This window comes from Allobosea sp. TBD101, assembly GCF_059817965.1.
Genome location: NZ_CM187543.1, coordinates 3,440,200 through 3,456,971 on the forward strand (window position 1 = coordinate 3,440,200; position 16,772 = coordinate 3,456,971).

Annotated in this window: 16 protein-coding genes and 1 pseudogene; 6 read left to right on the forward strand and 11 right to left on the reverse strand. The window is 65.6% G+C overall.

Translation table 11 applies throughout. The features are described from left to right. Positions 1 to 80: 80 nt before the first annotated feature. From AC6RIC_RS16750 to gatB, 3 genes are read right to left on the reverse strand one after another with little or no spacing between them, the layout of a single operon-like run. Positions 81 to 569 carry a GNAT family N-acetyltransferase gene (locus AC6RIC_RS16750; protein WP_499733174.1) on the reverse strand — a complete coding sequence of 163 codons (489 nt, stop codon included), beginning with the start codon at positions 567 to 569 and terminating at the stop codon, positions 81 to 83. A gap of 28 nt (positions 570 to 597) precedes the next feature. Further along, entirely contained in the window at positions 598 to 1,104 is a 507-nt protein-coding gene (locus AC6RIC_RS16755; RefSeq protein ID WP_454657327.1) for a GNAT family N-acetyltransferase, read from the reverse strand. Positions 1,105 to 1,108: 4 nt separating this feature from the next. Continuing rightward, complete coding sequence (gatB, locus tag AC6RIC_RS16760; RefSeq protein ID WP_499733175.1) at positions 1,109 to 2,590, reverse strand: Asp-tRNA(Asn)/Glu-tRNA(Gln) amidotransferase subunit GatB; 1,482 nt, start codon at positions 2,588 to 2,590, stop codon at positions 1,109 to 1,111. Between the two features lie 274 nt (positions 2,591 to 2,864). On the opposite strand from gatB, the gene AC6RIC_RS16765 reads away from it, so the two are divergent. Continuing rightward, complete coding sequence (locus AC6RIC_RS16765) at positions 2,865 to 4,019, forward strand: efflux RND transporter periplasmic adaptor subunit (RefSeq protein WP_499733176.1); 1,155 nt, start codon at positions 2,865 to 2,867, stop codon at positions 4,017 to 4,019. 121 nt (positions 4,020 to 4,140) lie between these two features. Further along, positions 4,141 to 7,332, forward strand: a complete 3,192-nt coding sequence (locus AC6RIC_RS16770; protein WP_499733177.1) for an efflux RND transporter permease subunit — start codon at positions 4,141 to 4,143, stop codon at positions 7,330 to 7,332. A 141-nt stretch (positions 7,333 to 7,473) separates the two neighbouring features. Here the strand turns inward: AC6RIC_RS16770 and AC6RIC_RS16775 are convergent, their stop codons facing one another. The 4 genes from AC6RIC_RS16775 to AC6RIC_RS16790 form a co-directional block, all read right to left on the reverse strand. After that, complete coding sequence (locus tag AC6RIC_RS16775) at positions 7,474 to 7,683, reverse strand: hypothetical protein (RefSeq protein ID WP_454657331.1); 210 nt, start codon at positions 7,681 to 7,683, stop codon at positions 7,474 to 7,476. Between the two features lie 188 nt (positions 7,684 to 7,871). Continuing rightward, on the reverse strand, positions 7,872 to 9,386 hold the full coding sequence (gene gatA / locus AC6RIC_RS16780; protein ID WP_454659007.1) for an Asp-tRNA(Asn)/Glu-tRNA(Gln) amidotransferase subunit GatA: 1,515 nt from the start codon (positions 9,384 to 9,386) through the stop codon (positions 7,872 to 7,874). 83 nt (positions 9,387 to 9,469) lie between these two features. Further along, positions 9,470 to 9,757 carry an Asp-tRNA(Asn)/Glu-tRNA(Gln) amidotransferase subunit GatC gene (gene gatC / locus AC6RIC_RS16785; RefSeq protein ID WP_199087433.1) on the reverse strand — a complete coding sequence of 96 codons (288 nt, stop codon included), beginning with the start codon at positions 9,755 to 9,757 and terminating at the stop codon, positions 9,470 to 9,472. Positions 9,758 to 9,870: 113 nt separating this feature from the next. After that, entirely contained in the window at positions 9,871 to 10,569 is a 699-nt protein-coding gene (locus AC6RIC_RS16790; RefSeq protein WP_499733178.1) for a metal-dependent hydrolase, read from the reverse strand. Positions 10,570 to 10,691: 122 nt separating this feature from the next. On the opposite strand from AC6RIC_RS16790, the gene ade reads away from it, so the two are divergent. The 3 genes and pseudogenes from ade to AC6RIC_RS16805 form a co-directional block, all read left to right on the forward strand. Next, positions 10,692 to 12,392, forward strand: coding sequence for an adenine deaminase (ade, locus tag AC6RIC_RS16795; protein ID WP_499733179.1), 1,701 nt, complete (start codon positions 10,692 to 10,694; stop codon positions 12,390 to 12,392). Positions 12,393 to 12,522: 130 nt separating this feature from the next. Next, entirely contained in the window at positions 12,523 to 12,771 is a 249-nt protein-coding gene (locus AC6RIC_RS16800; protein ID WP_499733180.1) for a DUF6719 family protein, read from the forward strand. A gap of 86 nt (positions 12,772 to 12,857) precedes the next feature. Next, a pseudogene (locus tag AC6RIC_RS16805) lies at positions 12,858 to 13,001 on the forward strand (adenine deaminase C-terminal domain-containing protein); the annotation flags it as partial. Positions 13,002 to 13,435: 434 nt separating this feature from the next. Here AC6RIC_RS16805 and AC6RIC_RS16810 read toward each other — a convergent pair. Together AC6RIC_RS16810 and AC6RIC_RS16815 are read right to left on the reverse strand one after the other, a co-directional pair. Further along, positions 13,436 to 14,368: a hydroxyacid dehydrogenase gene (locus tag AC6RIC_RS16810; protein WP_499733181.1), complete on the reverse strand. Its 933-nt coding sequence runs from the start codon at positions 14,366 to 14,368 to the stop codon at positions 13,436 to 13,438. Next, positions 14,365 to 14,946, reverse strand: coding sequence for a GNAT family N-acetyltransferase (locus tag AC6RIC_RS16815; RefSeq protein WP_499733182.1), 582 nt, complete (start codon positions 14,944 to 14,946; stop codon positions 14,365 to 14,367). Before AC6RIC_RS16815 ends, AC6RIC_RS16810 begins: the two co-directional genes overlap by 4 nt. Before the next feature lie 202 nt (positions 14,947 to 15,148). Between AC6RIC_RS16815 and ruvX the strand changes: the two genes are divergently transcribed. Then, positions 15,149 to 15,652, forward strand: a complete 504-nt coding sequence (gene ruvX / locus AC6RIC_RS16820) for a Holliday junction resolvase RuvX (protein WP_454657338.1) — start codon at positions 15,149 to 15,151, stop codon at positions 15,650 to 15,652. A gap of 71 nt (positions 15,653 to 15,723) precedes the next feature. Here ruvX and AC6RIC_RS16825 read toward each other — a convergent pair whose 3' ends face one another. Both AC6RIC_RS16825 and AC6RIC_RS16830 read right to left on the reverse strand, forming a co-directional pair. Then, positions 15,724 to 16,107 (reverse strand): hypothetical protein, encoded by a 384-nt coding sequence (locus AC6RIC_RS16825; RefSeq protein WP_499733183.1) that lies wholly within the window; start codon positions 16,105 to 16,107, stop codon positions 15,724 to 15,726. Between the two features lie 145 nt (positions 16,108 to 16,252). Next, positions 16,253 to 16,633, reverse strand: coding sequence for a hypothetical protein (locus AC6RIC_RS16830; RefSeq protein WP_454657340.1), 381 nt, complete (start codon positions 16,631 to 16,633; stop codon positions 16,253 to 16,255). Positions 16,634 to 16,772 lie beyond the last annotated feature (139 nt).

The window sequence follows — 16,772 nt, forward strand, 5'->3', positions numbered from 1 at the left end:
CTAGGAAGCGTGCGAAGGCCCCGGAAGGGGTTGCGGCCCGCTTCCGGCGCGGTCGCGCCATGCCCTGAGGGCGGGCTCGCTCAGGGCGAGAGCGCCATCTTGAAGCCCTCGTGGCTCTGCACGAAACCGAGGCCAGAGTAGAAGCGATGCGCGACGGGCCTGGCCTTGTGCGAGGTCAATTCGACGAGGCCGACGCCCTTCTCGGCCGCGAAGGCAATCGCGTGGCGCATCATGATCGCGCCGATGCCCCGCCCACGGGTCTCCGGCGCGACATGGACGCTCTCGATCTTGGCGCGGATGCGCCCGCGCTCGGCCATGCCCGGCAGGACGGTGATCTGGTAGGTGCCGACCACCCTGCCCTCCAATTCGGCGACGAAGAGCGTGTTGTAGGGATTGGCGGAGACCGCCTCGAAGGCCTTGAGATAGACCGGGTCCTGCGCCTCGGCGGCGATCTCATCCGGCGTGCGCTTCTGGACCGAGGCGCCATGCATGATCAGCTCCGCGACGCGCGGCACATCGGCCTTGACCGCCTCGCGCATGCGGATTTCGGAAGCGTCGGTCTTCGTCATAGGCCTGTCTCGTCCGTTATGCGCCTGCTCAGGCGACGAAGAGGCGCTTCGCCATCAGCAGGGTGTTGGGCGTGTCGTCGCGCCCGTCGAAACGGGCCTGCCTCTGCAGGAAAAAGCCCATGCGCTCGTAGAAGGCGATAGCCGGCTCGTTCTGGCTCTCGACTTCGAGCCGCGCCACCGGCGCCTCGGGAAAGCAGGCGAGCGCAACCTGCAACAAGGTGCGGCCGATGCCGACACCCTGCCGGGTCGGCAGGACGTAGAGCCGCGTCAGCAGCGCCGCGCCGTCGCGCTCTTGCCGGGCCGATGCCGTGGCGACGATCTCCTCGCCGACCAGCGCGACGAGGAAGACGCCCTCGTCGCGGCCGAGCTGCGCCTTCAGGTTCTCAAGGGAGTGCCAGGCATTGGTGATCTCGGCGACGCGCTGCCAGCCATAGATGCCGTCATAGGTGGCGTGCCAGGTCTCGACCAACAGAGCCCTGACCGCCGGGAGATCGGCGGCTTGGGCGTCGCGGATGACGAGATCGGCGGGCGTCACATGATCACTCGATGCCGAGCTTTGCTTTAAGGATCTCGTTCAGGGCCTGCGGGTTGGCCTTGCCGCCCGAGGCCTTCATCGCCTGGCCGACGAACCAGCCGAGCATGGTCGGCTTGGCCTTGACCTGCTCGACCTTGTCGGGATTGGCGGCGATCAGCTCGTCGACCGCCTTCTCGATGGCGCCGGTATCGGTGACCTGCTTCATGCCGCGGGCGTCGACGATCTGGCGGGGGTCGCCACCTTCGGTCCAGAGGATCTCGAACAGATCCTTGGCGATGCGGCCGGAGATCACACCCTCGCCGATCAGGTCGACGAGACCGCCCAGCTGCACGGCCGAGACCGGCGAGGCGGTGACGTCCTTGCCTTCCTTGTTGAGGCGGCCGAACAATTCGTTGATGACCCAGTTCGCTGCGGCCTTGCCGTCGCGCCCCTTGGCGACTTCCTCGAAATAGTCGGCCTGATCGCGCTCGGCGACCAGCACCGAGGCGTCATAGGGCGAGAGCCCGTAGGTCGCGATGAAGCGGGCCTTCTTGGCGTCCGGCAATTCCGGCAGAGCGCCCTTCAGGCTCTCGACGAAGGCATCGTCGAATTCGAGCGGCAGCAGGTCCGGGTCCGGGAAGTAGCGGTAGTCATGCGCTTCTTCCTTCGAGCGCATCGAACGGGTCTCGCCCTTGCCGGGATCGTAGAGGCGGGTTTCCTGGTCGATCGTGCCGCCATCCTCGATGATGCCGATCTGGCGGCGCGCCTCGGTCTCGACCGCCTGGCCGATGAAGCGGATCGAGTTGACGTTCTTGATTTCGCAACGCGTGCCCAGCGGATCGCCCGGCTTGCGCACGGAGACGTTCACGTCGGCGCGGAGATTGCCTTTCTCCATGTCGCCGTCGCAGGTGCCGAGATAGCGCAGGATGGTGCGCAGTTTGGAGACATAGGCCTTCGCCTCGTCCGCCGAGCGCAGGTCCGGCTTGGAGACGATCTCCATCAGCGCGACGCCCGAGCGATTGAGGTCGACGAAGCTCATCGTCGGGTGCTGGTCATGGATCGACTTGCCGGCATCCTGTTCCAGATGCAGCCGCTCGATGCCGACCGTGATCTGCTCGGTCGGCGAGAGATCGACGGTAATCTCGCCCTCGCCCACGATCGGGCTCTTGTACTGGCTGATCTGGTAACCCTGCGGCAGGTCCGGGTAGAAATAGTTCTTGCGGTCGAAGACCGAGCGGTTGTTGATCTGCGCGTTGAGGCCGAGACCGGTGCGCACCGCCTGCCTGACGCATTCGGCGTTGATCACCGGCAACATGCCCGGCATGGCGGCATCGACGAGGCTGACATGCTCGTTCGGCTCCGCGCCGAAACCCGTCGAGGCGCCGGAGAACAGCTTCGCATTGGAAGTGACCTGCGCATGGATCTCCATGCCGATCACGATTTCCCAATCGCCGGTCGCACCCTTGATCAGCTTCTTCGGGTCGGCGGGGCGGGCATGCGCGTTCATCTGGACTCTTCCGGCTTCACTATTTGCCTACGCGTTACGATGTCGGCGGGCGGGCGGCAAGCTTCCGTTGCGCCGCAGCCGCCTTCACGAGCCCTCGAGACATCCCGCCGCGTTGCGCTCCTGCAACCAGATGGCGGGAATGTGGCTTATGTGGCGCAATATTGCACGATTTGACGGGTGATGGTTCTTGACATTCGTCACTCGCCAACCCTTCTTGCGCAAAATGCCGGAAACCCCCATTGGTTGTGCCGGCTCGTTACCCCGGAGTTCCGTCATGTCACGCAGCCGTTTCATCGGTCTGGTGCTCACCGCCGCCTTCTCGTCGACCGCCCTGACGGCTTTCGACGCTGCCGCGCAGGGAGCTCCGCCGGCCCCTCCGGTGCAGGTCGCCAACCCGCTCGCCAAGCGCATCACCAACTGGGACGAGTTCACCGGCCGCTTCGAGGCCAGCGAACAGGTCGACGTGCGCGCCCGCGTCTCCGGCTTCATCGACAAGGTGCACTTCCGTGACGGCTCCCTCGTCCAGAAGGGCGACCTGCTCTTTACCATCGATCAGCGGCCTTACAAACTGGCCGTCGACGTGGCCCGCGCCGAGGTCGCCCGCGCCAAGGCCCAGGTCGAGCTCGCCCAGAACGAGGTCGAGCGCGCCGAGGGCCTGACCCAGAACCGCACGATCACGGCCCGCGACGTCGACCAGCGCCGCGCCAACCTGAACAGCGCGATCGGCTCCCTGCAGGGCGCCGAGGCCAACCTGAAGAACGCCGAGCTCAATCTCGAATGGACCGAGGTGCGCGCTCCGCTCGCCGGGCGCATCTCGAACCGCCGCGTCGATCCGGGCAACCTGATCGCCGGCGGCCAGTCGGGCGCCTCGCTGCTGACGACCATCGTCGCGGTGGCGCCGATCTACTTCACCTTCGACATCTCTGAGGCCGACTTCCTGCGCTATACCCGGATGAGCAATCCGCGCGAGCAAGCCGCCAAGGACAGCGGCGCGGTGGTCGAGGTGCGTCTCTCCGACGAGCCGAAATGGGGCCGCAGCGGCAAGGTCAACTTCTTCGACAACGCGCTGAACTCCCGTTCCGCCACGATCCGCGGCCGGGCCGTGTTCGAGAACAAGGACCAGTTCCTGACGCCAGGCGTGTTCGGCCGCCTGCGCTTCTTCGCCGGCGAGTCCGACGCATTGCTGGTGCCGGACACGGTCATCGCCTCGGACCAGGCCAACAAGATCGTGCTGACGGTCGGCCCCGAGAACAAGGTTGTTCCGAAGCCGGTCGTGCTCGGGCCGCTCAGCGAGGGCCTGCGGGTGATCCGCTCCGGCCTCACGGCGCAGGACAAGGTGATCGTCGGCGGCAACGCCAATCCGATGGTCCGCCCGGGCGTCGCCGTCTCGCCGCAGCCCGGCGAGATCAAGATGGCCGCGACGAACTGAGCGCCTGCCGCGCCGGCTTTCCGCAAGAGCCGGCGCTCGCCTTTCGGGCCATGCCAGGCCCCGCACTGAATCACGGACGCCACCGCGCGCCCGCCCGCCTTATTACGGCCAGGACATCCCCATGTTCCGCTTCGCCCATTTCTTCATCGACCGGCCGATCTTCGCCACCGTTCTCTCGGTGCTGCTGACGATCGCCGGCGCCATCGCGCAGCGCTCGCTGCCGATCGCCGAATATCCAGAGATCGCGCCGCCCACGGTCTCGATCACAGCCACCTATCCCGGCGCCTCGGCCGAGACGGTCGCCGCCACCGTGGCGACGCCGATCGAGCAGGAGGTGAACGGCGTCGACGACATGCTCTACATCACCTCGCAGTCGACCGGCGACGGGCGGGTGACCATCAACGTCGTCTTCAAGGGCGGCACCGACATCGACCAGGCGCAGGTGCTGGTTCAGAACCGCGTCTCGCAGGCCGAGGCGCGCCTGCCGCAAGACGTGCGTGCGCTCGGCATCCAGGTCCGCAAGGCCTCGCCCGACTTCCTGATGGTCATCAACATGATCTCGCCGGACGGATCGCGCGACGCACAGTACATTTCGAACTACGCCTCGCTCTACGTGAAGGACGTGCTGACCCGCGTCGATGGCGTCGGCGACGTGCAGGTCTTCGGTGCGCGCGACTTCTCGATGCGCATCTGGCTCGACCCGGCCAAGGTCGCGGCACGCAACCTCACGGCTGCCGACGTCGTCGCCGCTCTCCGGGCCGCGAACGTGCAGGTCGCGGCGGGCGCGCTGAACCAGCCACCGGCGAAGTCCGACGAAGCGTTCCAGTTCTCGGTCAACACGCTCGGCCGCCTGACCGACGTCTCCGAATTCGAGAGCATTGTCGTGCGTTCCGATGCGGATGGCGGCACGATCCGCGTGCGCGACATCGCCCGCGTCGAACTCGGTTCGCAGGACTACACCACCAACGCCTATCTCGATAACCGGAACACGGTCGCCATCGGCGTCTTCCAGCGCCCGGGCTCGAACGCGCTCGCAACCTCGGACAAGCTCATCGCGACGATGGGCGAAATGGCCAAGCAGTTCCCGGTCGGCCTCGAGCACCGCATCATCTACAATCCGACCGAGTTCATCGGCGAATCCGTCGACGCGGTCGTGCGGACGCTGCTCGAAGCGATCGTGCTCGTCGTGATCGTGGTGATCCTGTTCCTGCAGACCTGGCGCGCCGCGATCATCCCGATCGTCGCGATCCCGGTCTCGCTGGTCGGCACCTTCCTGGTGATGAGCGCGGTCGGCATCTCGTTCAACACCATCTCGCTCCTGGCGCTGGTTCTCGCCATCGGCATCGTCGTCGACGACGCGATCGTCGTGGTGGAGAACGTCGAGCGCTATCTCGCAGAGGGCCTCTCACCCAAGGAAGCCGCGCACAAGACCATGGACGAGGTCGGCGGCGCGCTGCTCGCGATCGCGCTCGTGCTCTGCGCGGTGTTCATCCCGACCGCCTTCATCAGCGGCCTGCAGGGCACCTTCTACCAGCAGTTCGCGGTGACGATCGCAGCCTCGACGGCGATCTCCTGCTTCGTCTCGCTGACGCTCTCGCCGGCGATGTCGGCCGTGCTGCTCAAGCCGCACAAGAAGCATGACGAGCACGAGCAGCACGGCTTCTTCTACAAGCTGGGCGCCCCGATCCGCTGGTTCTTCCACTACTTCAACGCCGGCTTCGACTGGCTGTCGCGCACCTATGGGCGCGTCACCTCGCGGCTCATCCGCATCGCGGTGATCCTGCTGATCGTCTATTCCGGCCTGATCGCGGCCACCGTCTGGGACATCCGCAGGACGCCGACCGGCCTCGTGCCGCAGCTCGACCGTGGCTATTTCATCGCCGTGCTCCAGCTGCCGCCCGGCTCGTCGCTGCAGCGTACGGACGCCGTGCTGCGCAAGGCCAACGAGATACTGCTGTCACGCCCTGGCGTGGCGCATACCGTCGCCTTCGCCGGCCTCGACGGCGCGACCTTCACCATCGCGCCTAACACCGGCGTCGCCTTCGTCACGCTCGCGCCGTTCAAGGACCGCGAGAAACTGGGGCTGACGACGCAGGGCATCTTTGCTGATCTCCGGCAACAGATGTTCGGCATCTCGGAAGCGTTCACCTTGCTGATCGAGCCGCCGGCCATCCCGGGCATCGGCACCGGTGGCGGCCTGAAGGGCTATGTGCAGGATCGCGGCGGCCGCGGGCTCACCGCGCTCGAAGGGGCGGCCTGGATCGTCGCCGGCTCGGCCGGGCAGGTTCCAGGCATCCAGCAGCCCTTCACGCTGTTCTCGACCAAGACGCCGCAGATCTATGCCGATATCGACCGCACCAAGGCGGAGATGCTCGGCGTGCCGGTGACGCGCATCTTCGAGACGCTGTCGGTCTATATGGGCTCGGCCTATATCAACGACTTCAACCTGCTCGGCCGGACCTATCGCGTGACGGCACAGGCGGATAATCCCTTCCGCCTGACCACCCGCGACGTCGCCAATCTCAAGACCCGCAACGCGGATGGCGAGATGGTGCCGATCGGCTCGATCGCGTCGTTCCACGACACGACCGGCGCCTATCGCGTGCCGCGGTACAACCTCTATCCGGCAGCCGAAGTGCAGCTCTCGATGGCGCATGGCTATTCGACCGGACAGGGCATCGCGGCGGTCGAGAAGATCGCGGCGGAGCGCCTGCCGGCAGGCTTCGGCTTCGAATGGACCGAGATCGCGCTGCAGGAGAAGCTCGCGGGCAACACCGCGGTCGTCGCCTTCGGCCTCGCGGTGGTATTCGTCTTCCTTCTGCTGGCTGCGCTCTACGAGAGCTGGCTCCTGCCGCTCTCGGTTATCCTGATCGTGCCGATGTGTATCCTGGCGGCGATGTTCGGGGTGAACTATGCGGGGCTCGACCGCAACATCCTGGTCGATATCGGCCTGGTGGTGCTCGTCGGCCTCGCCGCGAAGAACGCGATCCTGATCGTCGAGTTCGCCAAGCAGGCCGAGGACGAGGGCATGAACCGCCGCGACGCGGCCGTCGCTGCCGCCCGCACCCGCCTTCGGCCGATCCTGATGACCTCGATGGCTTTCATCCTCGGCGTGCTGCCGCTGACGGTGTCGATCGGTGCCGGCGCGGAGATGCGCCAGGCGATGGGCATCGCGGTGTTCTCAGGCATGCTGGGCGTGACGATCTTCGGCCTGATCTTCACCCCCGTGTTCTACGTGATGGTGCGCTGGCTGGCGGATCTGCGCGGGACCAAGCGGAAGGCGACGGCGGCCGAGCCGACCGGGGCGCATTGACGCCACTCTCCTTCCGGGGTGCTCGCGCATCCCGGAAGGAGAGAGATAACCAATATGGAAAAGGGGCCGCATCACTGCGGCCCCTTTTTTGTTCGCCATTTTTCAGCTTCGTGGTTCGGGCGCCAAACACGCAGGCTCAGATCAACCGATCAGCCGCTTCGCCACCGCCCGGCAGATGAGTGCGAGGCCGGCGGCAACGACCGTTCCGATGGCTCGCGCGGCTGGATCAGGAATGACCTCTCCCCGCATGAGCTGGAGGACCGTGAGCAGGATCATCAGCACGACGACGACGGCGAGGATGCCGGCAAGCGCGGTCAAGCAGGCATAGGCCATGGCGCGGCTGAAGATCATCGCCGTTTCCTCGGAGGGTTGCCTACCCTAACGATCAGGGAATGCGCATGTCATCCTGGGCGAGCAGCGCGAGACCCGGGATCCATTCCGGAACAGTTCAGGCATGGATCCCGGATCGGCGCGGCTTCGCCGCTTGTCCGGGATGACCAGCGCCTTTCAAAGCGGCCTCAGCAAAAACCGAAACCGGCTCAACCCCACCAGCGCTCGGAGACCGGGAAACGCCCGGCCGCCTGCTCGATGACTTCGCCGAGCGAGAACAGCGTCTCCTCGTCGAAGGGGCGGCCGATAAGCTGGAGGCCCAGCGGCAGGCCCTGCGCGTCGAGACCAGCGGGGACCGCGATACCCGGCAGGCCCGCCATGTTCACGGTCACCGTGAAGACGTCGTTGAGATACATCTCGACCGGATCGGCCGAGCCCTTCTCGCCGATGCCGAAGGCTGCCGACGGCGTCGCCGGCGTCAGCACGGCGTCGATGCCCTGCGCGTAGACCGTCTCGAAATCGCGCTTGATCAGCGTGCGGATCTTCTGGGCCCGGACGTAATAGGCGTCGTAATAGCCGGCCGAGAGGACATAGGTGCCGATCATGATGCGGCGCTTGACCTCGGCGCCGAAGCCGGCGGCGCGGGTCTTCTCATACATCTCGACGATGTCCTTGCCCTGCTCGCGCAGGCCGTAGCGGACGCCGTCATAGCGGGCGAGGTTCGAGGAGGCCTCGGCCGGGGCGACGATGTAATAGGCCGGCAGGGCGTATTTGGTATGCGGCAGCGAGATCTCGACGATCTCGGCGCCGGCTGCCTTGAGCCAGGCAATCCCCTGCTGCCAGAGCGCGTCGATCTCGGCGTTGAGGCCGTCGAGCCGGTATTCGCGAGGAATGCCGATCTTCATGCCCTTCACCGAGCGGCCGACGGCGGCCTCGTAGTCCGGCACCGCCATGTCCACCGAGGTCGTGTCCTTCGGATCGTGCCCGGACATCGAGCGCAGCATCACCGCCGCGTCGCGCACCGTCTTGGCGATCGGCCCGGCCTGATCGAGCGAGGAGGCGAAGGCGACGGTGCCCCAGCGCGAGCAGCGGCCATAGGTCGGCTTGATGCCGACCGTGCCGGTGAAGGCGGCCGGCTGGCGGATCGAGCCGCCGGTATCGGTCGCGGTCGCAGCAAGGCAGAGATCGGCGGCGACGGCCGAGGCCGAACCACCCGACGAGCCACCCGGCACCAGATGGGTGCCCTCGACGGCACCGCCCTGCCCTGCGCTCACGTTGGAGCCCTTGCGGCGCCAGGGGTTCACGACATTGCCGAAGGCCGAGGTCTCGTTCGACGAGCCCATGGCGAATTCGTCGTTGTTGAGCTTGCCGAGCATGACGGCGCCATCGCGCCAGAGCTGGCTCGTCACAGTCGATTCATAGGCCGGCACGAAATTGCCGAGGATGTTCGAGCAGGCGGTGGTCCGCACGCCGTTGGTCGCGAAGAGGTCCTTGATGCCGAGCGGCAGGCCCTCGAGCGGGCCGGCCTCGCCCTTGGCGAGCTTCTCGTCGGAAGCCGCGGCCTGCTTCAGGGCGTGCTCGGGGGTTTCAAGCACATAGGCGTTGAGGGCGCGGGCCTTCTCGACGGCGGCGATATGCGCCTTCGTCAATTCGGTCGCGGAGAAGGTCTTGGCTTTCAGGCCGTCGCGGGCCTCGGTCAGCGTCAGGCGGGTGAGATCGGTCACGGTTTCAATTCCGTTCTGCATGCGGATGGCGATCCCGGGTGGCGCTTCTCGCATCCGGGATGATGAAGGAGCGCGCCGCGCGCTTACTCGATCACCTTCGGCACCATGAAATAATCGTCCTCGGAAGCCGGGGCGTTGGCGACGATCGCGTCGGCGATCTCGCCATCCGTGACCACGTCCTCGCGCTGCTTCATCGCCATCGGCGTCACCGAGGTCATCGGCTCGACGCCGTCGACATTCACCTCGTTGAGCTGCTCGACGAAGCCGAGGATGGCGTTGAGCTCGCCTTGCAGCTTGGGCAGATCGGCCTCCGGCACGGCGATGCGCGCGAGATGCGCGACGCGTTTGACGGTGGCGAGATCGACCGACATGGCGGACTCCTGAATAGGGCGCGGATCGCGCGCCGGAAACGGTTCGCCGCGCTATAGCGCGGCGAACGGGCAAACGTAAATCAGCATTGAGCAATCAGGCCGGTTTCTCCGGCTCAGATCGCGAAAGCCTCGCCCTTCTTCGGCAGCACGACTTCGATGCCGCTGCCCTGCATACCGGCGACAAAGGCGTCGGCATTCTGGTCGATGATCGGGAAAGTGCCGTAATGGGCGGGGATCGCGACCTTCGGCTTGACGAAGCGCGTCATGGCGAGCGCAGCGACCTTGCCGCCCATGGTGAAGCGATCGCCGATCGGGCAAATGCAGGCCTCGACACCATGGATCTCGGCGAGCAGCGCCATGTCCGAGAAGATGTCGGTGTCGCCCATATGCCAGAGCGTCTTCTGGCCCTTGGCCTTGATGATCGCGCCATTGGCGTTGCCGACGGGGACGTTGACGCCCCCCTCGCCCATCCCGGCCGAATGATCGGCGCGGACGAGCGTGACGCTGAACGGACCGAGATCGACCGTGCCGCCGGTGTTCATCGGGCTGAAATTCTTCAGACCCTGCGAGGCCAGATGCATGGCGAGGTCATAGTTCGTGACGACGGTCGCGCCGGTCTTGGCAGCGATGTCCAGCGTGTCGCCGACATGGTCGCCATGGCCGTGGGTGACGACGATATGGCTGACGCCCTTGGAGATCGCCGCGACATCGCCCGCGAAGGCCGGGTTCCCGGTGAAGAACGGATCGATCAGAATGGCGGCGCCGTCGAGATCGACGCGGAAAGCGGAATGGCCGTACCAGGTGAGTTTCATGCGAAGGCTCCGGGCTTTCGAAATGCCGGCCACTATCTAGGCCGATCCGGGCCGCCGACCAAGTCGACATTGCGGACGGAGAGAGGCAGGCTGGCGCCATGACGAACCCACGGAATCGCCCCATGACCGACGCTGCAACGCTCGCCCGCCGGATCGCCCAGGGACATGGCGACGAACCGGCCGATCTCGTCATCAAGGGCGCGAAGCTGCTCGATCTCGTCACCGGCACGCTGGTGGAGAGCGATATCGCGATCTGCGGCGACACCATCGTCGGGACCTATGGAGCCTACGAGGGCAAGCGCGTCATCGATGCGAAGGGCCTGATCGCCGTGCCCGGCTTCATCGACACGCATCTGCACATCGAATCCTCGCTGGTGACGCCGCTCGAATTCGAGCGCTGCGTGCTGCCGCATGGCGTCACCACCGCGATCTGTGATCCGCACGAAATCTCGAACGTGCTGGGCGTCGAGGGCATCCGCTATTTCCTCGCCTGCGCCGAGGCGATGCGGATGGACCTGCGCGTCAACCTGTCGAGCTGCGTGCCGGCGACGCATCTGGAGACGGCCGGGGCCGCGCTGGAGGCCGGCGACCTCACCCCGATGATGGATCATCCCAAGGTGATCGGGCTGGCCGAGTTCATGAACTTCCCCGGCGTGATCCATCGCGATCCCGGCTGCCTCGCCAAGCTCGAAGCCTTCTCGCATCGCCATATCGACGGCCATGCACCACTGGTGCGGGGCATGGACATCAACGCCTATCTGGCCGCCGGCATCCGCACCGACCATGAGACGACGACCGCCGACGAGGCCCGCGAAAAGCTCGCCAAGGGTATGGCGATCCTGATCCGCGAGGGCTCGGTCTCGAAGGACCTGCATCAGCTGATCCCGCTGATCTCGCGCGACGCCTCGCCCTTCCTCGCCTTCTGCACCGATGACCGCAACCCGCTCGATATCGGCGAGGAGGGCCATCTCGACTACATGATCCGCACCGCCATCTCGGAGGGCGCGGATGCGCTCGCGACCTACCGCATCGCCTCGCTCTCGGCGGCGCGGAATTTCGGGCTTTTCGACCGCGGCTTCATCGGGCCGGGCAAGCGCGCCGATATCGTGCTGGTCGAAAACCTTGCCGCCTGCTCAGTGAAGCAGGTCCTGACGGGGGGCCGGCTGGTCGAGGAGGCGCTGTTCGCGGACCGGGCGAATATCGCTCCCGTCGGGCTCGGCAGCGTGAAGAGCCGCAAGCTCTCCCCCGCCGATTTCGCGGTGAAGGCCCGCGACGGCGAGACGCCGGTGATCGGCGTGGTGCCGGGGCGGATCATCACAGAGCGTCTGGCGATGGCCCTGCCCTCGCGCAACGGCGAGGCTCTGCCGGATCTCGCGCAGGATGCGATCAAGGTCACGGTGATCGAGCGGCACGGCAAGAACGGCGGCATCGCCACCGGCTTCGTCCATGGCTTCGGCATGAAGCGCGGCGCCATCGCCTCCTCGGTCGGGCATGACAGCCACAATCTCTGCGTCGTCGGCGTCGACGAGGCCTCGATGGCGGCGGCGGCCAATCGCCTGATCGCGATCGGCGGCGGCTTCGCCGTGGCCGATGGCGGGAAGGTGACGGCAGAACTGGCGCTGCCGGTCGCCGGGCTGATGAGCGAGCAGCCCTTCGAGGTGGTGCGGCACGATCTGGAACGCTTGCGCGCCGCGGCGAAAGCGCTCGACGTCGTGCTGGCCGAGCCCTTCCTGCAGGTCGCCTTCCTCACCCTACCGGTGATCCCGCATCTCAAGATCACCGACAAGGGACTGGTCGATGTCGATCGGTTCGATTTCGTGTGAGCCTGTGGCGCTGGCCCGTAGGGCGCGCCAGTCGACGGATATCTGGAATGGGTCGGGAACGGGCCGAAGGTGCAATTGACGATCGGTCGTCTGAATCCTTTAGATATTCTTGTCTCGATATGAGGTTGCCATGACACGCTGCGGTATCTTCACGTTTGCCTTTTCGTCGCTCCTGCTGCTCGGCCCAGCAACCGCGCAGCAGATTTATAGCCGCGAGCCGGCCAAGGGACAGATCATTGCCGGCCAGAAGGTTCTCGTCGACGACGGCCGATGCCCCAGAGGGCAAATACTTGAGGTAACCGGCGGCACAAATCCGGGCCTTCGAAATCGACAAGGCCAGTCGACAGAGCGCCAGCGTCGTTGCGTCGCGCGTCGGTAAAGTCCTGATTTTCGCGTCAGAACGCCCCTTCAGAGCCGCGCCCGTTCAACTCCACCGCATTGCCGGCGATATGCAGGGTCAGGATCAGGTTAGGCGCCGCGGCAAAGGCGCTCGGCGTCGTGCTGGCCGAGCCCTTCCTGCAGGTCGCCTTCCTCACTCTACCGGTGATCCCGCATCTCAAGATCACCGACAAGGGGCTGGTCGATGTCGATCGGTTTGATTTCGTATGAGTGCCGGCGATTATTTCGAGCACAATGCTAAATCTTCTTCTTAAAACATGCACACGAACATTTCCAGAATCCATCAATTACCCTAAAATGAGACATAAATGCTATATTATATCTATTTCCATTATTTACTGTGCATTATTTTTTTCTAAACATGCGCGCGCTGAAGAAACGCTGAACGGCAGAAAACTCGGAGATCTTTTTCGCAAAGAAATGCCGAGTTTTAAAGGTTTTATGGCTTGCCACAGGGTAACACGGAAGGATGACGGCACCCTGATCGAACAACAGATCTGTGAAGAATCTTGCTACGGACCGATGGACGGGAGAAAGTTTATACCTTCCTCCTGCATTAGAATTTGAAATTACGATCTTCAGAAATGCTGCGGGCGCGATAGGCGGATCGGAAGCGGTCTCTGTCGATTGCCCAGATTACTCCCCTAAATCCGCTCCTCCAGCGCCGCCATGACCTTCTCGGCGACGAGCCCGGACACCCGCCCGTTCGACTCTACCGTATTCCCGGCGATATGCGGCGTCAGGATCAGGTTCGGCGCGCCGGCGAAGACCTTGGCGGCGTCCTTGCCGAGCGGCTCCTGCTCGTAGACGTCGATCGCGGCGCCGCCGAGCTTGCCGGCCTTGAGCGCCTTGACCAGAGCCGCCTCGTCCATGATGCCGCCGCGCGCCGTGTTGATCAGGATCGCGTCCGGCTTCATCCGGGCGAAGGCCTTCGCGTCGATCATGCCGCGGGTTTCCGAGGTCAGCGGGACATGCAGGCTGATCACGTCGGCCTCGGCCAGCAACTCGTCGAGCTCCAGCCGCCGGACGCCGCTCCAGGCCGGGTCGTCCGCCGGAAGGCGCGGGTGGTAGGCCGCCACCTCCATACCGATCGCGCGGACATGGCGGGCGACGTCGCGGGCGATGGAGCCGAAGCCGACGAGACCCATCAGCTTGCCGGCGATCTCGCGGCCGATCAGCTTCGTCTTGGGGAATTCGCCGGCGACCATCGCGGCATTGGCGAAATAGGCGCCGCGCAGCAGGGTCATCGTCGTGCCGATGACATATTCGACGACGGAGAGGCTGTTGGCTCCTGTCGCGGGGAAGACGCGGATGCCGCGCGCGGCGCAGGCCTCCATGTCGAGATTGTCGAGGCCGACGCCGAGCCGGCCGATCACCTTCAGCCGCTTCGCCGCTTCCAGCACCTTGCCGCGCACCTGCGTCTGGTTGCGCACGATCACGGCCGGGACATCGGCGAAGAGCCGGGCCATCTCGTCCGGGTTGGCGTAGAGCTCGGGATCGTAATGGACCGAAAAGCGCGCCTTCAGGTTAGCGACGGCGGTGTCGTCCATGAATTCGGTGATGACGATATCGGTCATGGGGCAGTGCTGACGAGGAAGCGAAGGCGTTGATCGGGGCTGTAGAGCGGCGCGACGAAGGTTTCGATCAGCCGCCCGCCGTTCTTTTCGATAATACGGCGCGAGGCATGGTTGGTCGCGTCGCAGGTGATGGTGATTTCGGGCAAGCCGGCCTCGTGCGCCACGCCGAGCATCGCGGCGAGCGCTGCGGTGGCGTAGCCGTGACCGGCGAAGGCCGGCAGGATGGTGTAGCCGACATGGCCGAGAACATGCTCCGGCAGAGCCAGGATCGGGCGACCGTCCTTCTCCTGCCAGCGCAGGTTGATCGACCCGATGAAGGGCCGCTCCGGGCGATCCTCCGCGAAGATCCAGCGCGTCGGGCCGGGAATGCGATCGACCTCACGGCCATCCGGCAGCTTCACGCGGCCCGGGCCGCCACGCGTCTCGGCGAGGAAGGCATCGGGATCGGCCGCGATGGCTGCGAGCTGCTGGGGCGCGACGTTGCGCGTCGTATTCGGCGACCAGCCGCCGCGCAAAGCCGCCTGATAGGCGTCGAGCAGGGACCTGTCGGGAACTTGCAGCGAAATCCGCGCCGGCACGGGACTGTCCTTCCATGCGGCGGCGCCGCTATCCAAGGGCGCCGCTATCCAAGGGCGCCGCTATCCAAGTCGGCGCATATAGCCTGATAGCCGGCAATACGCGATGACTGTCGCGCTACAGCTGCCGGGGACCCGCCATTCGCCGGGCGCATCGGAGAAGGTATTGCTCGCGACGCGGGCCGGCGCATGATACCGCGATGGCATGACCAGCGCCGTCGTTCCGCTTGAATCCTTCATCGACCTGCCGGCGCATGCGCGCCTGCTCGGGCTCGACCTCGGCAGCAAGACGATCGGGCTTGCCCTCTCGGACCTCGAGCGGCAGATCGCGTCGCCCCTTGAGACGATCCAGCGGGTGAAGTTCGGGCTCGACGCGGCTGCCCTTCTGAAGATTGCGGAAAAGCATCAAGTGGCCGGGCTGGTGATCGGCCTGCCGCTCAACATGGATGGCACGGAGGGTCCGCGGGTGCAGTCGACCCGCGCCTTCGTGCGAAACCTCGCGCCGCTGACCGCGCTGCCGATCGTGTTTTGGGACGAGCGCATGTCGACGCTGGCGGTGACGCGCACCCTGCTCGATGCGGATGCCTCGCGCGCCAAGCGTGCCGCCGTCGTCGACAAGATGGCGGCAGCCTACATCCTGCAAGGCGCGCTCGACCGGCTCGGCCGGCTCGGCCCGCAGGAAGCCGAGGACGACGGCCAGAACGACTGAAGGCCGCCCCGCGCGACGGCGCGAAGCGGCCTCCGTGAAAAACGGCGTGGCGGATCCCGGACGGAACCGGCCTAGCGGTAGAGTTGGCCGCGCTTGATCGCCCGCTTCTGCGCCTCGCGCTCGTTCTTGACCGCGCGCTTCTGCTCTTCGAGCGTCATGCCCGCCATCGGATTCTGCGTGCGACCATAGCCACGGCCTCGACCGTCATCGCGACCATAGCCGCCGCCATAACGGGGCCCACGGTCATCGTACCGGGAGCCACGGCCGTCGTCGCCCCGGAAATCCCGGCGCTCATAGCCACGGCGATCGTAGCCGTCGCGGGGCCGGCGCTCATAGCCGTAGCCGTAACCCTGGCCCTGGCCACCATAATACTGGGCGACCGCAGGCTGGGCGGAAGCCCAGGCCATCACGACCAGACCGAAGCCCGCCACCACTGCGCGTCCAAGCGACTTCATCGTAACGACATCCCTCATCGGAAAACACATGACACCATTCCATGGCGTCGAAACCTCAAGAATATCCTGACAAACGCAATAAACCCGGGACATACAAAGGCCCGCGCATTGCGCGGGCCTTGCGAGGCAGGCCATTCAACGCCCGTCAGCGCTCATAGCGCCAGTCATAGGGCTGCTGATAGTAATAGCGGCGCGGATAGGCGTAGACTGGCGCAGGCTGCGCATAGTAGCCGTCATCGTAATAGTAGTTCGGCGCCGCATAGGCACGGTTCTGGGCCGCGATGGCCGCCGCGCCGAGGATGCCGAGACCGATGGCGCCAGCGACCGCCGCGCCGCGCGACGGACCGCGCCAATGGCCACGATAGCCGTTACGGTAGCGATACTGGGTGTATTCGGCCTGAGCCTTGTCGAGGCGCGCCGCGTCGAAACCGCGCGTTTCGGCCGCCATGGCGGGAACGGCGAAGCTGCCTGCGGCAACGCAGGCCACGGTCAGCGCAACAGCGGCCTTTTTCTTCAGAGACATCATGACGGCATCTCCTTTCGCGAGATCACCCAATGTTGAAGCCAGCATGGGGCAATCCGGTTGAATGGGACCTGAACCAATCGCGGCGGCATTGCGGCAGGCACAGGGCGGCTCTTCTCGCGTGCCCTTGCCGGCCATGAGA

Bases quoted from the DNA above. Each gene is read 5' to 3' on its own strand.
- AC6RIC_RS16750 (WP_499733174.1), bottom strand. From the start codon at position 569: ATGACGAAGACCGACGCTTCCGAAATCCGCATGCGCGAGGCGGTCAAG.
- gatB (WP_499733175.1), bottom strand. From the start codon at position 2,590: ATGAACGCGCATGCCCGCCCCGCCGACCCGAAGAAGCTGATCAAGGGT.
- AC6RIC_RS16765 (WP_499733176.1), top strand. From the start codon at position 2,865: ATGTCACGCAGCCGTTTCATCGGTCTGGTGCTCACCGCCGCCTTCTCG.
- AC6RIC_RS16770 (WP_499733177.1), top strand. From the start codon at position 4,141: ATGTTCCGCTTCGCCCATTTCTTCATCGACCGGCCGATCTTCGCCACC.
- AC6RIC_RS16775 (WP_454657331.1), bottom strand. From the start codon at position 7,683: ATGATCTTCAGCCGCGCCATGGCCTATGCCTGCTTGACCGCGCTTGCC.
- gatC (WP_199087433.1), bottom strand. From the start codon at position 9,757: ATGTCGGTCGATCTCGCCACCGTCAAACGCGTCGCGCATCTCGCGCGC.
- AC6RIC_RS16790 (WP_499733178.1), bottom strand. From the start codon at position 10,569: ATGAAACTCACCTGGTACGGCCATTCCGCTTTCCGCGTCGATCTCGAC.
- ade (WP_499733179.1), top strand. From the start codon at position 10,692: ATGACCGACGCTGCAACGCTCGCCCGCCGGATCGCCCAGGGACATGGC.
- AC6RIC_RS16800 (WP_499733180.1), top strand. From the start codon at position 12,523: ATGACACGCTGCGGTATCTTCACGTTTGCCTTTTCGTCGCTCCTGCTG.
- AC6RIC_RS16810 (WP_499733181.1), bottom strand. From the start codon at position 14,368: ATGACCGATATCGTCATCACCGAATTCATGGACGACACCGCCGTCGCT.
- ruvX (WP_454657338.1), top strand. From the start codon at position 15,149: ATGACCAGCGCCGTCGTTCCGCTTGAATCCTTCATCGACCTGCCGGCG.
- AC6RIC_RS16825 (WP_499733183.1), bottom strand. From the start codon at position 16,107: ATGAAGTCGCTTGGACGCGCAGTGGTGGCGGGCTTCGGTCTGGTCGTG.
- AC6RIC_RS16830 (WP_454657340.1), bottom strand. From the start codon at position 16,633: ATGATGTCTCTGAAGAAAAAGGCCGCTGTTGCGCTGACCGTGGCCTGC.